This window comes from Rhizobium binae, from assembly GCF_017357225.1.
In the GTDB taxonomy this organism is placed as follows: domain Bacteria; phylum Pseudomonadota; class Alphaproteobacteria; order Rhizobiales; family Rhizobiaceae; genus Rhizobium; species Rhizobium binae.
The window spans coordinates 3,274,236-3,289,736 of sequence record NZ_CP071604.1 but is presented as its reverse complement, the minus strand read 5'-3'; the positions used below and the strand labels follow the sequence as shown (position 1 = coordinate 3,289,736).

Here is a 15,501-nt window from a genome sequence, read left to right as displayed (position 1 = left end):
AGCGGCTTGAAAACATCAAGCGTCCTCCTTGCGACGATGGCGGGTAAGGCCTGCGACCACGTCCTGGGCCGAGATGGTGCCGATGATTGTGCCGTTCTCGACGATGCCGATGCTGCCGGGCTGGCGGGCAAGCGCGTCGAGGATATCGACAAGCGGGGAGGCGGCGCGGGCCGTGGCGCTGACGCTCATGCCGGCGGCAGTCTGGCCGAGGCCGGGCTGCATGACGTCGGCGGCCGTCAGCATGTTGATCGGATTGAGATGCTGCACGAAATCGGCGACATATTGGTCGGCAGGGTTCTTGACGATGTCGTGCGGCGTTCCGCACTGGATGATGCGCCCGCCCTCCATGATGGCGATGCGGTTGCCGATGCGGAAGGCCTCGTCGAGATCGTGGCTGACAAAGAGGATTGTCTTCTTCAGCCGCCGCTGGAACTCCAGGAGCTCGTCCTGCAGTCGGGTGCGGATCAACGGGTCGAGCGCCGAGAAAGGCTCGTCCATGAGGAGAATCGGAGCACCGGTGGCAAAGGCGCGGGCAAGGCCGACACGCTGCTGCATGCCGCCTGACAGTTCGTTGACCTTGCGGTCGGCCCATTTCGTCAGGTTGACGAGTTCGAGCTGCTCGCCGACGCGCACCTTGCGTTCGGCCTCCGGCATCCCGGCAAGCTCGAGGCCGAAGCCGACATTTTCGGCGACGCTGCGCCAAGGCAGAAGGGCAAACTGCTGGAACACCATGGAGACGGTGTGGGTGCGCAGGTCGCGCAGAGCCTTGGCATTGCATTTATAGGGATTGACCAAGCCGGTGGCCGTAGAGACCGCGACATCGCCGCGCACCACGGGGGCGAGCCCGTTGACGGCGCGCAGCAGCGTCGATTTGCCGGAACCGGAAAGACCCATCAACACCAGGATCTCGCCTTCCTCGATCGTCAGCGAGGCATTGGCGACGCCGAGCACCAGGCCGGTGGTCGCGCCGATCTCATCGCGCGTCTTGCCCTGGTCGACCATGGCCAGCGCAGTTTCCGGCCGATCGCCGAAGATAATGCTGACATCCTTGAAGCTTACCGCGGTCATGCGCCATCTCCTTCACCCGCCGTGCGGAACATGCGGTCGAGTATGATCGCCAGGATGACGATGCAAAGACCGGCTTCGAAGCCTTTCGCGACATTGACGGTGTTCAGCGCGCGCACGACCGGCACGCCCAGACCGTCGGCGCCGACAAGAGCGGCGATGACAACCATCGACAGCGACAGCATGATGGTCTGGGTGAGGCCCGCCATGATCTGCGGCGTGGCGAAGGGAAGCTCGACCTTGCGCAGCACCTGCATCGGCCTCGCGCCGAAGGCGACGGCGGCTTCCACCAGGGATGGTGGCGTCGAAATGATGCCGAGGCGCGTCAGCCGGATCGGGGCGGGGATCGCGAAAATGACGGTGGCGATCAGGCCTGGAACCATGCCGAGGCCGAACAGGATGAGGGCCGGGATCAGGTAGACGAAGGTCGGAATGGTTTGCATCAGATCGAGCGCGGGTCGCATCGCAGCATAGACCCAGGCGCGGCGGGCCGCCGCGATGCCGAGCGGAATGCCGATCACCATGCTGACGAAGGTGGAGGCGAGCACGAGGGCGAGCGTCTCCGTCGTTTCCTTCCAATAGCCCTGGTTCATGATGAGCAGCAGACCAAGACAGGTGAAGAGCGTGATGGCGATCGACCGGCGCAGCCAGAAGGCCAGAGCGGAGATGACGGCGATGACGATCAGCGGGTGAGGTTTCTGCAGCACGAAGAGCAGGCCGTCGATAACGTGCGACAGCAGGAAGGCGAGCTGGTTGAAGAACCACTCGCCGTTCGAGGTCAGCCAGTCCACGAAGGCTTTGGCCCATGAGCCGATGGGAATCTTAGAGTCGGTGATCCAATTCAAGGGGCGCGCCTATCCACAAAAAATCAACAATCGGACAAAATGAAACGGGGACGGCGTGCCGCCCACGTTCATATCATCAAAGGCCGAGGCCGGTCTTGGCGGCCGCCAGCGCGTCGCCCTTGCCGTCGCGGGTCTTGACGCCAGCAAGCCAGGGCTCGAGCGCGGCGGGATTGGCCTTCAGCCATTCGGTCGCCGCCGCTTCCGGCTCCTTGCCGTCGTCGAGGATCTTGCCCATGATCTGGTTCTCCATGTCGAGGGAGAACGTCAGGTTCTTCAGCATCGCGCCGACGTTCGGGCAGTCATTGAGATAACCGGCGCGGACATTGGTGTAGACCTTGGCGCCGCCGAAATCAGGCCCGAAGACGTCGTCGCCGCCGGTCAGGTAAGTCAGCTTGAAGTTGGTGTTCATCGGATGGGGTTCCCAGCCGAGGAAGACGACGGGCTTGCCCGCTTTCTCGGCACGGGCGACCTGGGCGAGCATGCCCTGTTCGGAGGATTCGACGACTTCCATGTCCTTCATGCCGAAGGTGTTCTTTTCGATCAGGTCCATGACGAGGCGGTTGCCGTCATTGCCGGGCTCGATGCCGTAGATCTTGCCGTCGAGATCGTCCTTATGGACGGCAATATCCTTGAAATCCTTGATGCCGAGTTCCGCGCCTTTGGCGTTGGTGGCGAGTGTGTACTTGGCGCCGACGAGGTTGGGGCCGAAGGATTCGACCGATTTGTCGTCGATATAGGGGCGGACGTCCTTTTCCTGTGTCGGCATCCAGTTGCCGAGGAAGATGTCGATGTCCTTGTTTTTCAGCGAGGTATAGGTGACCGGCACCGAGAGGACCTTGACGTCGGTCTGATAGCCGATGCTCTTCAGGACGACGGATGCGGTGGCCGTGGTGGCGGTGATGTCAGTCCAGCCGACGTCCGAGAAATGAACGGTGGAGCAGCTGTCGGGATCGGCGGCGAAGGCGGCGGTCGCAACGGAAAGGGCAGCGACGGCAGTTGCAGTGACGAGTTTGAATGTGCTTGTTGTTTTCATTTTAGACTCCCAGTCTTTAGGTTCCCAAGCCAACCATCAATAGCCGAGTTTGACAAGCGACCTCATTGCGTTTGCGGCGTATCGACCTATGCGATTGCGACGTCGACGATTTTTTCTCAGCGCCGCGTTTTGGTGACTTTCAGTGGTGTTTTTGCATGGATTCCTGTGATTATAGCCGTCACGGGGCTTTTCTTTGCCGTTGTGAGCTTTCAATAAGCCGAGCAAGGAGACATCGGATGGCAAAACTCTATTTCAACTATTCGACGATGAACGCCGGCAAGTCGACGCTGCTGCTGCAGGCCTCCTACAATTACCAGGAGCGCGGCATGCGCACGGTGCAACTCATCGCCGCCTTCGACGAGCGCGCCGGCCGGGGCGTCATCGGCTCGAGGATTGGGCTGGAAGCGAGCGCCATCCCCTTCGAGCCGCACGAAGATCTGTACAAGCTGATCGCCGGGCTGTGCGGCGACGGGGCGCCGATTTCCTGCGTCTTCGTCGACGAGGCGCATTTCATGACGGCCGCCCATGTCTGGCAGCTTGCGCGTGTCGTCGATCGGCTCTGCATCCCCGTGATGGTCTATGGGCTCCGGACCGACTTCCAGGGCAAACTGTTTCCGGCCTCGCAGGAATTGCTGGCGATTGCCGACGAGATGCGCGAAGTGCGCACAATCTGCCATTGCGGCCGTAAGGCGACGATGGTGGTGCGGCTCGACGCCCACGGCAAGGTGTTGCACGAAGGCGCGCAGATCGATGTCGGCGGCAACGAGAAATATGTCTCGCTCTGCCGCCGGCACTGGGACGACGAAATGAACGGGGCCTGGTTCGCCGAGCCGGTCTGAAGGGGAGCCTGTTTTCTTTGTCGCCATAAGCGACTAGCCTGCGGGCAGGAGATTCCCTGGAGAAATCAGGTGCGCAAAGCCCCGCCATTCGACAGCCGTTATGAAGCCGCAAGCGGCTTCGCCGAAAAGATCGCGGCCGATGGAGCCCATTGCGCAGCCTGCATCCGGACGTTTGACAGCGACGAGAAACACTCGGCCGACGAGGTCTTCCTCGAACAGAATGTGCTTTTTCAAGACTATATCGCAGATAGCGCCGCGCTGGACGCTTTGCTGGCCGAGCTCGTCTTCTCCCTCGACCGGTTGACGACGGAGGTGTCGGCAGACCTCGACAGTTTCCGGGGACTGACGTTGCGCGAGAAAATGGCCGGCTGGACGTCGCGCCAACGGATGTGGCGGATGTATACCGAGCGTGTGCGCGCGGCGCCTGTCATCGAGCGGCTGCTCGAGCTTTTGGCTAAATCGGATGCCGTCGCGAGGCTGATCACCACACAGCGCGCTGCGCTCATCGAACGCCACAAGGCGGCCGAACACGATCTCGTCAGCATCGTTGAGCACCGTCGCCGGCTGGTCGATTCCATCGATATCGCGCGGCTCAGGATGAAAGAGCTCAAAGCCAAGGCGCTGACGACGCAGGGTCGCATCGGCGTCTACGGCAACAGGACGCATTGGGAGCAGATGGAGGCGGAGCGGCGGGCGCTGAAGGCGGAGGCCGAGCGCATCTCCGCCGAGGAGCACCAGATGCGCGACGACAGCCAGCGGCGGGAGCGCTTCATCAGCCTGTTTCAGTCCTTCGTCGATGCGATGAACAACCAGATCGCCGCCTGCAACGTGCTTTTGTACAAGCTGATGATCGATGTCGAGGAGCGGCTGATCATCTATCAGGCGCAGGTCGATACCGACCGGCCGGGCATGAAGGTCAGGATCAAGCCGGAGTTCTTTCCGAATATCGCCGCGCCGATCCGCTTGTTCGAGAAGGGCATGCTGGTCGCCCAGGATCTGGAGCGGCGCAAGGGCCGCGCCGATCTCGAGGTCGCGAGACGGCTTCCTGCCTATGCCAACCCATCGACCGAAGCACCAGGGGCGCCGTTGATCGATACGGCCCGCAGGCCGTTGCGCTTCAGCCTGCCTTTTCTGCGTTCCTGAGGCCGAGGCGCCGTCCGCGCTGCTTTCATTGGTAAAAATCGAGAGGCTTGTGTTGTGCTCGGACCACCGAGCGCATATGTGGATGCAACGGGCGGCAATCTCCCGATGTTCGCCTTGCCTGACAGGAGACGACGATGCTTGACCGGATCGCCGGTTTTTTCGGGCTGATCGGCCGGACGATCGGCCGCTGGGCCCGCCTGTTTTCCGCCTGGGCCTTTTGGCCCTTCCTTGCCGCGCACGGCTGGTACCAGCGCCGGAGCTGGATAATCCGGCTGCCGGTCGTTGCGCTCATGGCGTTCTTTGTCGTGCTCTACGGTTATTTTTTCTGGCAGACGCAGGTCTGGACGAATTTCAACACCGCCTTCGTCGACCAGTACCGGCTTTCCGAACGCAAGGTTCCCGCCGGGCAGGAACTGCCCCTTGCTGATGGGTCGAGTACCGGGACTGCCAAGACCTGCCAGCGCTCGGCCATCGTTGACGTCACGGCGGATCTTACCGATTTCAACGTCAATCAGAATGCATGGATTTCCTCCATGCTGCTCTACAAGATGGGCTTCTTCGGGATCGACTGGGATCACACGCCCTTCCTCGACAACAAGGCGTCGTTCCAGCGTGGCATCAACCAGGCAGTCCGGCGAACCTCGGCGGAACTCGTCGATACGCTCGGGCGCGTCCGTGGCACCTCGGGCATCAACAATGATCTGCAGAGCGCGCGCGGCAATCTGCAGTTCGACGAACATAGCTGGTATTTCGGGCTCAATCCCTTCGGGCCAAAGACGCCGACGCCCTCTTATTACCGCTCGGCGATTGGCAGCCTGCGCAAGTTCAACACCGATCTTTCCGCCTGCAATGTCATTTTCGACGGCCGCGCCGACAATCTCATGCAGTTCATTGACCGCGTCGCCAACGATCTCGGTGGCACGTCCGACATGCTTGCCGAGCGCTCGGAGAACCACAATCGCGGCTGGTTCGATACGCGCGCCGACGACCGGTTCTGGTTCGCCTACGGTCAGCTCTATGCCTATTATGCCATTCTTGCCGCTGCGCAGTCGGATTTCTCGCAGGTGGTGCAGGAGCGCAATCTCGGCGCAGTCTGGGGCGGCACGATGCGACAGTTCCAGGCGGCGCTGCGCATCCAGCCGGCGATCATCTCGAACGGGCGCGAGGATGGGTGGATCATGCCGAGCCACCTCGCCACCATGGGCTTCTACATTTTGAGGGTGCGCTCGAACCTCGTGGAAATCCGGTCGGTGCTCGATCGTTAGGCCGCCGGAAACCGAAAAGGCAATAGCCCCGAGCATCCGGACGATTTCCGCATCGGTGACGCCGATATGGGCGCGGGACCGTACTATCTTGTCGAGGACGTGCTGGAGCTCGTCTGATCCCCTCAGTTGATCAGCTTCAATCGAATTGCTTTTGCGACCAATTGGGTGCGGTTGACGCAATCGAGTTTCTTGATCGCGTTGGTCATGTAGGCATTCACGGTATGGTCCGACAGCGTCAGGATCTGGCCGATTTCGATCGAGGTCTTGCCCTGTGCGGTCCAGCGCACGACTTCGAGTTCACGCGCCGACAGCGCATTATGGGTGCTTTCCTCGTTACGTCTGACGGTATTATATGCATCGAGGGCGTGGAGGATGATGACCGCCAGCTCGTTGATTTCGCTCTGGCCGAGTGCGGCGCGTTCGCCGCAAAACCAGAAGACCAGGCGGCGGCCGTCGACTGCAATCGCCGGCATGGCGACACCCGCGGGTATCGCATGGTGTAGCATCAGGGCGCGCAGTTCAGAGGGAAAGGCCTGACCATCGACAGCATCGTTGAGGTGCCAGGCTAGCGGCACGGCCGACTCCCTCAACCGCAGGCCGAAAGGGCAACCACGCATCATATTGGCGCGGTCGAAATCTCGGACATAGGCGGCGGGAAGCGAGCTTTCGATCAGCAGCGGTTTCAGCAGGAGGTCTTCGGGCGAAGGGGCGTGCATCAGCGTCGCGTGAGACAATCCGAAAGCCGCAGCCACCCTACCGAGTGCCTGGGCAAAAAGGCCACGCGTTCCGGCAACTGCGAGTTCCGCCGAAAGCAACGACTGTCTTTCAGAGGTGGTCATGTAAGACATTTCTACGCCTCCGGGAGCCTTAATGTTAACGCTATCAAATACAGAATTGCCGGCGGATGCTAGACCTTATCGAGTTTGCGGAGGCCGATTGATTCTAATCGTGAAGAAATAGTCACAATCGCGCGCGTCTCGGTTGAGCTGTGGCTTGTGCTAGTAGCGCTGTGGTATTTTTGACTTCTCCTGATGCCGACAGCTGTGGATATCTTCGACGCCGGACAGGAAGAGAATCATGCCGAAGGAGCCTGGGCGGCGAGGGGGCCGAAATCCGCCTTGCTGCCGATCAATGCAGTTGCTAAATCTATTATGATGTATAGCCGGGGCGGTTTGATCGTGCGCTTTGCGAATAGCTTTTGTCTGAAGTGTCTGTTTTCCCAGTCGTTACTTGCTTTTCTTCTTCTGATCTTGCCGCCTGCGGCCGTAACGTCGCAGGCCGCCGAGCAACAGAAACAGGCTGCTCAGCCGCCCATGCGCTTCGTCATCGTCCGCAGCCTTCTCTGCCAGGAAAACTGCCCGGAATGGATATCGGCTGAGGGACGAATAACCTCCGATACGCCGGCTCGGCTGAAGAAAATTCTCAAGGCGGCGGGCGGGCGAAAACTGCCGGTCGTCTTCCGTTCGGAGGGCGGCGATGTCGATGCCGCCTATGCAATGGGCCGGATGATCCGCAAGGCCGGATTGGAAACGGCAGTCGGCGGCACGCGGCTGAAAGGTTGCCCAACTGCTGATCCGCGCTGCGACGCAGCTATCGCAAAGGACGGCAGTTCGATCGGTTACACCTATTCGGCCGGTGCATACTGCTTTTCCGCCTGTCCGCTGGCCTTTGCCGGTGGCACCTCGCGCGTCGCATCGCAATGGGCGTTCATCGGCGTGCACCAGATCACGACGATCTATAACAGGATGCGCATTTCCTACCGCATCGAATACAAGATCGTGAACGGCAAGAAGAAGGAAATCTCTCGCAAAGAGGTAGGACGCAAGGTTGCGGGTCAGACCAGTTCCACCAAGCTCGGAAAAAAGAGCATCGCTGCCTTGACGGCCTATTTGAAGGAAATGGGCGTTGACGACGACGTGATTGATCACATGATGAGCACCACGCCCGACAGCATCAAGATCATACCACCCGCGGAAGCGCTGCGTATCGGACTGATGACGGATATGCTGGCTTACAACGAATGGCCCGGCATGTCGCTTTGTGCGCCGGATGCGCCGCCCGAGGCTGTCTGCCATGGCCATCCGCCAGCCGAGGCGCCGCCGGCGGCTCCCTCGGGCGGTTAAGCCTTGTCCTGCAGGTCATTCTTCGACGTCACGCTCATCAGCTTCTCCAGGAAACCGAGCATGATGGCGGAGGCGACGAAGGCGAGGTGCATTAGCGTCAGCCACATGATCTTGCTGTCGGCATATTTGTCGGCATTGAGGAAGACCTGCAGCAGGTGGATCGAGGAGATGGCGACGATCGATGAGGCGACCTTGATCTTCAGGCTACCGGAATCGAGCTTCCCGATGAAGGAGACCTCGTTATCGGCTTCGCTAGCTTCATCGAAGCGGCTGATGAAAATCTCGTAGCCCGAGATCATAACCATGACGATCAGGCTGGCGACGAGGGCTGCGTCGATCAGTCCGAGCATGGCAAGAATCATCTCGGCCTCGTCGAGGTCGAAGACACCGGAGGCGATCTTCAGGAACTTGTAGCCGAAGGAGACGGCGGCAATCGTTGAGCGCCAGATAAACATCGAGCGTGATATTCACACCCTGCCGATATTTCGCTATCCCGATGAGAGGGAACGTCGGCTCCGCTGCCGCGGAGGGAGGGGAGCATCCATGCCGTCAATCAAATCCGATATCGAAATCGCGCGCGCGGCGGCCAAGAAGCCGATCTTCGAGATCGGGGCGAAACTCGGCATACCGGTCGAGCAACTCGCGCCTTACGGTCACGACAAGGCCAAGGTCAGCGCCGAGTTCATCGCGGCACAGGCGGGCAAGAAAGATGGCAAGCTGATCCTCGTCACGGCGATCAACCCGACGCCGGCGGGCGAGGGCAAGACGACGACCACCGTCGGGCTCGGTGACGGGCTGAACCGGATCGGCAAGAAGGCCATCATCTGCATACGCGAGGCTTCGCTCGGTCCCTGCTTCGGCGTCAAGGGTGGGGCGGCCGGCGGCGGTTACGCGCAGGTCGTGCCGATGGAAGACATCAACCTGCATTTCACCGGCGACTTCCATGCGATCACCGCGGCGCACAATCTGCTGGCGGCGATGATCGACAACCACATCTACTGGGGCAACGAGGAGAATATCGACATCCGCCGCATCACCTGGCGGCGGGTCATGGACATGAACGACAGGGCGCTGAGGAGCATGGTCTCATCGCTCGGCGGCGTCGCCAACGGTTTCCCGCGCCAAGGCGGGTTCGACATCACCGTCGCCTCCGAGGTGATGGCGATCCTCTGCCTCGCCACCGATCTCAAGGATCTCGAGCGGCGGCTCGGCGACATCATCATCGGCTATCGCTTCGACAAGACGCCGGTGCATGCGCGCGATCTGAAGGCTGACGGCGCCATGGCGGTGCTGCTCAAGGATGCGATGCAGCCGAACCTGGTGCAGACCCTGGAGAATAATCCCGCCTTCGTGCATGGCGGTCCCTTCGCCAACATTGCCCATGGCTGCAATTCGGTGACGGCGACGAAGACGGCGCTGAAACTCGGTGATTATGTCGTAACGGAAGCGGGATTCGGGGCGGATCTCGGCGCTGAGAAATTTTTCGACATCAAATGCCGCAAGGCCGGGTTGAAGCCGGATGCGGCGGTCATCGTCGCGACCGTCAGGGCGCTGAAGATGAATGGCCGGGTGAAGAAGGAGGACCTCGGTACCGAGGATGTCGCGGCGTTGAAGAAGGGTTGCGCCAATCTCGGCCGCCACGTCGCCAATGTCCGCCGTTTCGGCGTTCCCGTGGTCGTGGCGATCAACCATTTCGTCTCCGATACCGACGCCGAGATCGCGGCGGTGAAGGAATTTGTCTCGCGGCTCGGCGCCGAGGCGATCCTGTGCCAGCACTGGGCGAAAGGTTCGGCCGGCATCGAAGAACTGGCGCACAAGGTGGTGGAACTGGCCGAATCGGGTCAGGCGAAATTCCAGCCGCTCTATGGCGACGATCTTTCACTGTTCGAGAAGATCGAGATCATTGCCTCGAAGATCTACCATGCCGGCGAGGTGACGGCCGACAAGGCGGTGCGCGACCAGTTGCAGACCTGGGAGGAGCAGGGTTATGGCAAGCTGCCGGTCTGTATGGCGAAGACGCAATATTCCTTCTCCACCGATCCAAACCTGCGCGGCGCGCCGGAAGGGCACATCGTCCCGGTGCGGGAGGTGCGGCTTTCGGCCGGCGCCGGCTTCGTCGTCGCCATCACCGGCGAGATCATGACGATGCCTGGCCTCCCGAAATCACCGTCGGCGGAGCGGATTTTTCTGAACGACCAGGGTTATATCGAGGGGTTGTTCTGACCTGGCGTGTGAAGGTTCCCCATTCTTCCCGCTGGGCAGAAGAGGATATGCCGCATCGTCTTGGTTCCACGCCAGCTCCCGCTTGGTGAAATGTTTCAAGCGCTTGAAATGCTCAATGGCAATAACGATAGCCGCCCTTCCTTTCCATCACATCGAGATGGAAATGGGTTTCGTGGGCGGCGTCGCTTTCGGGGTCGAGGACGGTGGTGAAATAGAGGCAGCCGGCGGCGCTGACGGTGCGCTGGAAGGCACCGGTCAGCGTCGAGTCTTCGCGGCGGGAGCGAATGGCGACGTCTTCGCCTTTCTCGAAATGGAAGCTTGCAATGTCGACGGCATTGCCGCGCGCATGCTCGGAGATTTTGCCGGTTTGAGCCCCGTTGCGCAGGCGGCACATATAGGCCGTCGCCTGGTTGACGGTCGTCAGGCGCCCTTGTTCCGGCAGCGCGGCGGAGGCGGCCGGGATGACGCTCTCTTTTATCCAGCGAGCGAGGGCGAGTGCCGCCGGGCAGCGGATCGTCGCTTCCGGATTCAGCTTTATGCCGGGCAGTGCTTCGGAGACGATGATCGGTTTGTCGATGCCGCAGCCGTTGCCGTCGTCGATGCGCGGCGTCTCCTTGAAGACGACACCCAAGGCTCGGAGTGCGGCGTTGCATTCTGCGTGTTCGGCGTCGCTTTCGGGTTCGATCGTCAGATGCTGCTCTTCGAGCGTCTGCTCGGCAGGCGGCTTGTTCTCTTCCGCGGGCGTCTTCGGGCTTTCGAGCCCGCCCGGCGGCAGCGGCGGGCCTTGCATCGGTTCTGCCGGCTGCGGCTTTGCCTGTTCGGGCTTTGCGGGTTCGGTCGGTGCCGATGGCTGGTTCGTCGCCGGCGTCTCGGGTTTCACGTCAGGCTTCGGCTGCGGAGCCGGCACATCCTCCGGCGCGAGTGGTTCAGTCTTTTCGGGGAGCGGAGCAGGACTGGCTGTGGCCTCGGCGTCGGGTCGAGGTTGGGGCAAGGGACCATGCGGAGGCAGGCGGGCGCCAGCAAGAAGGGCGGCTGCGGCGACAAGGATCGCCAGTATCGAAAGTTTTCTCAACGCATCCGATTCCATGGTGTCGATAGCGGAAGGAATAACGCGCCATGGCGGTTTTCGTTGCAATTGCGCAACGTCCGGGAAGACCATTAAAACATCACGACATTATTCAACATTCTGCTTCGCCTGCATCCGTAAAAGCCCAGCCAGCCCCTCGAGCGTTCGACACGCCACGACCAGGCAGCCCGGTAATCATCATGAGAGGGTAGGTGATAATCGTCCGGCATTGGTGTTCGGTTCTATTGGTCTGCACGGCAGTTGCGGCTGTTCTTCCTGTTTCGCAGTCTCTGGCAAAGCGCTCCGGCAGCCACACCTCAGACGACTGCCGACGACTGCCCCGTTCTGCAGAAGATCGTCGTCAAGGGCAAACGCGCGGCGCCGGGCAGCGTCGCCGACACGCCGCTGGCAAGCGAGGTCACCGCCAAGCAGCTACAAGAGAAGCAGGTGACCGACTATAACGTCATCGGCCGCAGGGTCGATGCAGGCGTGAACTACTGGCGCGCGGATGCGGGCTTCAATCTGCGCGGCCTTTCCTGCGCACGCATCCTGACCACCATCGACGGCATTCCGATTCCTTATGTTTCGAACAGCTCGCGTCAGGGTGCTTTTGCGCCGGCCAACGCCAAAGGCGGCGGCGACACCTTCGATTTCAACTCGCTCTCCTCGCTCGATATCGTGCCTGGCGCGGATTCGAGCAAGGGCGGCTCGGGCATGCTCGGCGGCGCCGTCGGTTCTCAATACGCTGGAACCGGAGGATTTTCATTCTTGAAGGCCGTGACTGGGGTGCGATCGTCAAATCGACCTATGACAGCGAAGACAGGAGCCTTTCCGGCTCGGCTGCCGCTGCCAAGAAGATCGGCGGCACCTCGATCCTGTTCCAGGGCGGCTACCGCAAAGGCCATGAATGCGACATCTTCGACCAGGAATATTCAACGCGCTCGCCGTGCGCGGCGTCAATCTCAGCTCGGCGACCACGTCGCAGCCGCGCGATTGGTATTTCGAGCCTGGCCGTACTACAAGGTCTCGCTCACCAAGACGTTTTGATCGTTGACACGGTTCAAGGATGGGTGAGGGCGGCATTCGGGCCGCCGTTTCATTCGTGCGATCGCCTCTTGCGCGGCGGCTGATCTCAGGCTAACAATTTTTCCATGATCAAGTCCTTGAACATTGCTGTTTGGTGGTGGGCTCGCTGAGGCGGCCTCGACCAATCGTGTCCAAAGACGACGACGAGTGAGCCGCCCGAAACTTCGAGGCGGCTTTTTTGTTTTATCGCCGCCTGTCGTCCGGGCCCCGATAATGGAGTGAAACTATGGTAACGATCCTGCGGGATGATGGTGCGGAAATCTACGAGACCAAAGGCGGGATATCGGTCACGCGGCAGCGGCGGGCGATCCCCTACAGCGACGCCGTCTCTTCCTATGTCGACAAGCTCGACGAGCGCCGCGGCGCGGTATTCTCGTCGAACTACGAATATCCGGGCCGCTATACGCGCTGGGATACCGCCGTCGTCGATCCGCCGCTCGGCATCTCTTCCTTCGGGCGCGACGTCTGGATCGAAGCCTATAATGAACGCGGCGAGGTGCTCCTCGGCTTCGTGACCGAACGGCTGCAGACCGTGCCCGACCTCGTGCTCGGCGCTTCCTCAGCCCGGCGGCTCGACCTCTCCGTCAAGACGCCGGACCGGGTGTTCACCGAGGAAGAGCGCTCGAAGATTCCGACGGTGTTCACAGTGCTGCGCGCCGTGACCGACCTTTTCTACTCGCAGGCGGATGCGAGCCTCGGGCTCTACGGCGCCTTCGGCTATGACATCGCCTTCCAGTTCGACGCGATCGATCTGAAACTGAAGCGAGCCTCCGACCAGCGCGACATGGTGCTCTACCTGCCGGACGAGATCCTAGTCGTCGACAATTACGCCGCGAAAGCCTGGATCGACCGCTACGATTTCGAAAAAGGCGGCGTGACGACCGAGGGCAAGGCCGAGCAGATTGCGCCGGAGCCTTTCAGGCAAACGGATGCCATACCGCCGAAGAGCGACCATCGGCCGGGCGAATATGCCGAGCTCGTCGTCAAGGCGAAGGAAAGCTTCCGCAAGGGTGATCTCTTCGAGGTCGTGCCCGGGCAGAAGTTCATGGAGCGCTGCGAAAGCAAGCCTTCCGACATTTCCAAGCGGCTGAAGGCGATCAATCCGTCGCCCTATTCCTTCTTCATCAATCTCGGCAATCAGGAATATCTGGTCGGCGCCTCGCCCGAAATGTTCGTGCGCGTATCCGGACGGCGCATCGAGACCTGCCCAATCTCGGGCACGATCAAGCGCGGCGACGACCCGATCGCCGATAGCGAACAGATCCTGAAGCTGTTGAATTCGAAGAAGGACGAGTCCGAGCTGACCATGTGCTCGGACGTCGACCGCAACGACAAGAGCCGGGTCTGTGAGCCGGGTTCCGTCAAGGTGATCGGCCGCCGGCAGATCGAGATGTATTCGCGCCTCATCCACACGGTCGATCATATAGAAGGCCGGCTGCGCGACGACATGGATGCCTTCGACGGTTTTCTTAGTCACGCTTGGGCCGTGACCGTCACCGGCGCCCCGAAGCTCTGGGCGATGCGCTTTATCGAGAGCCATGAAAAAAGCCCACGCGCATGGTATGGCGGGGCAATCGGCATGGTCGGCTTCAATGGCGATATGAACACCGGCCTGACGCTGCGCACCGTGCGCATCAAGGACGGCATCGCAGAGGTGCGTGCCGGTGCGACATTGCTCAACGATTCCGACCCGCACGAAGAAGAAGCCGAAACCGAATTGAAGGCCTCCGCCATGCTTTCCGCCATCCGAGACGCCAAGACCGGCAATTCCGGCAAGATCCAGCGAGACGTCGCCAGCGTCGGCAAGGGCGTCAGCATTCTGCTGATCGATCATGAGGACAGCTTCGTCCACACGCTCGCCAATTATTTCCGCCAGACCGGGGCAACGGTTTCGACCGTGCGCACGCCGGTGCCGGAGGAGATTTTCGACCGGCTGAATCCGGATCTGGTCGTGCTGTCTCCCGGGCCGGGAACGCCCAAGGATTTCGAGTGCAAGGCGACGATCAAGAAGGCGCGGGCCCGGAACCTGCCGATCTTCGGCGTCTGCCTCGGCCTGCAGGCAATCGCCGAAGCCTATGGCGGAGAACTGCGTCATCTGGCGCTGCCGATGCACGGTAAGCCCTCGCGAATCCGTGTGCTGGAGCCGGGCATCGTCTTCTCCGGCCTCGCCAGAGAGGTGACGGTCGGCCGCTACCACTCGATCTTCGCCGATCCCTCGACGCTGCCGCCTGAGTTCATCATCACGGCAGAGAGCGAGGACGGCACGATCATGGGCATCGAGCATGCCAAGGAGCCGATCGCCGCGGTGCAGTTCCATCCGGAATCGATCATGACGCTCGGCGGCGATGCCGGCATGCGGATGATCGAGAACGTCGTGGCGCATCTGGCGCGCAAGGTGAAGACCAAGGCCGCCTGACCCGCAATGCCATCTCGCCGTTCCTGCTTGTGGGAGGGGCGGGGGAGTCTCGAAGGGCGGGGCGGGCGTTCCTACGGCAGAGCCCGGTTGACTTTATCGGACAAATCAGAACATTTCCGGAACGATCAACCGGGAATTATCGCCGTGGCCAATGCCCAGAAGTTCATCGTCCTTCCTTACCGCAAGAACCGCGGCAATCTCGTGCCCGGCGAAATGCGGCAGGCATCGAATGCCGTCAGCGCGGAAAAGATCGCCTCGGCGATGGCTGGGCGATTTGTCGGCGTCGCGGCTTACGCCGTCATCGTCGACGAGGAGACCGGCGACATGACCTCGCCGCGATTGCTCGCGCGTTATGGTGAGATTGCTGATCTCAACGCTGCCTGAGGCGCGATTTTCT

At 61.2% G+C, this 15,501-nt stretch carries 12 protein-coding genes and 2 pseudogenes; 8 read left to right on the top strand and 6 right to left on the bottom strand.

Annotated elements, in window-relative coordinates:
* Positions 1-15: 15 nt before the first annotated feature.
* The 3 genes from choV to J2J99_RS16170 all read right to left on the bottom strand — a co-directional run bounded on the left by choV (position 16) and on the right by J2J99_RS16170 (position 2,943).
* Positions 16-1,068 carry a choline ABC transporter ATP-binding protein gene (gene choV, locus J2J99_RS16180; RefSeq protein WP_168300625.1) on the bottom strand — a complete coding sequence of 351 codons (1,053 nt, stop codon included), beginning with the start codon at positions 1,066-1,068 and terminating at the stop codon, positions 16-18.
* Complete coding sequence (gene choW / locus J2J99_RS16175; RefSeq protein WP_168300626.1) at positions 1,065-1,910, bottom strand: choline ABC transporter permease subunit; 846 nt, start codon at positions 1,908-1,910, stop codon at positions 1,065-1,067. Before choW ends, choV begins: the two co-directional genes overlap by 4 nt.
* Positions 1,911-1,986: 76 nt before the next feature.
* Entirely contained in the window at positions 1,987-2,943 is a 957-nt protein-coding gene (locus tag J2J99_RS16170) for a choline ABC transporter substrate-binding protein (RefSeq protein WP_168300627.1), read from the bottom strand.
* Positions 2,944-3,179: 236 nt separating this feature from the next.
* Between J2J99_RS16170 and J2J99_RS16165 the strand changes: the two genes are divergently transcribed.
* From J2J99_RS16165 to J2J99_RS16155, 3 genes are all read left to right on the top strand, one after another.
* Complete coding sequence (locus tag J2J99_RS16165; protein WP_168300628.1) at positions 3,180-3,782, top strand: thymidine kinase; 603 nt, start codon at positions 3,180-3,182, stop codon at positions 3,780-3,782.
* A gap of 69 nt (positions 3,783-3,851) precedes the next feature.
* The gene (locus J2J99_RS16160; RefSeq protein WP_168300629.1) at positions 3,852-4,925 is read left to right on the top strand and encodes a hypothetical protein; all 1,074 of its coding nucleotides are present in this window, start codon (positions 3,852-3,854) and stop codon (positions 4,923-4,925) included.
* Positions 4,926-5,059: 134 nt separating this feature from the next.
* Complete coding sequence (locus J2J99_RS16155; protein WP_168300630.1) at positions 5,060-6,190, top strand: DUF2333 family protein; 1,131 nt, start codon at positions 5,060-5,062, stop codon at positions 6,188-6,190.
* A gap of 122 nt (positions 6,191-6,312) precedes the next feature.
* Here J2J99_RS16155 and J2J99_RS16150 read toward each other — a convergent pair whose 3' ends face one another.
* Positions 6,313-7,038 carry a helix-turn-helix transcriptional regulator gene (locus tag J2J99_RS16150; RefSeq protein ID WP_168300631.1) on the bottom strand — a complete coding sequence of 242 codons (726 nt, stop codon included), beginning with the start codon at positions 7,036-7,038 and terminating at the stop codon, positions 6,313-6,315.
* A gap of 330 nt (positions 7,039-7,368) precedes the next feature.
* Between J2J99_RS16150 and J2J99_RS16145 the strand changes: the two are divergent.
* A pseudogene (locus J2J99_RS16145) lies at positions 7,369-8,298 on the top strand (COG3904 family protein); the annotation flags it as partial.
* Between the two features lie 11 nt (positions 8,299-8,309).
* Here J2J99_RS16145 and J2J99_RS16140 read toward each other — a convergent pair.
* Entirely contained in the window at positions 8,310-8,768 is a 459-nt protein-coding gene (locus J2J99_RS16140) for a YqhA family protein (RefSeq protein WP_246735418.1), read from the bottom strand.
* Between the two features lie 88 nt (positions 8,769-8,856).
* Here J2J99_RS16140 and J2J99_RS16135 point away from each other — a divergent pair, with 88 nt between their 5' ends.
* Entirely contained in the window at positions 8,857-10,536 is a 1,680-nt protein-coding gene (locus J2J99_RS16135) for a formate--tetrahydrofolate ligase (protein ID WP_168300632.1), read from the top strand.
* A 112-nt stretch (positions 10,537-10,648) separates the two neighbouring features.
* Here J2J99_RS16135 and J2J99_RS16130 read toward each other — a convergent pair whose 3' ends face one another.
* The gene (locus tag J2J99_RS16130) at positions 10,649-11,623 is read right to left on the bottom strand and encodes an extensin family protein (protein WP_221111308.1); all 975 of its coding nucleotides are present in this window, start codon (positions 11,621-11,623) and stop codon (positions 10,649-10,651) included.
* 194 nt (positions 11,624-11,817) lie between these two features.
* Here J2J99_RS16130 and J2J99_RS16125 point away from each other — a divergent pair.
* The 3 genes and pseudogenes from J2J99_RS16125 to J2J99_RS16115 all read left to right on the top strand — a co-directional run.
* A pseudogene (locus tag J2J99_RS16125) lies at positions 11,818-12,516 on the top strand (TonB-dependent receptor plug domain-containing protein); the annotation flags it as partial.
* Between the two features lie 398 nt (positions 12,517-12,914).
* On the top strand, positions 12,915-15,104 hold the full coding sequence (locus J2J99_RS16120) for an anthranilate synthase (RefSeq protein ID WP_168300634.1): 2,190 nt from the start codon (positions 12,915-12,917) through the stop codon (positions 15,102-15,104).
* A 144-nt stretch (positions 15,105-15,248) separates the two neighbouring features.
* Complete coding sequence (locus J2J99_RS16115) at positions 15,249-15,488, top strand: hypothetical protein (RefSeq protein ID WP_168297601.1); 240 nt, start codon at positions 15,249-15,251, stop codon at positions 15,486-15,488.
* Positions 15,489-15,501: the final 13 nt, after the last annotated feature.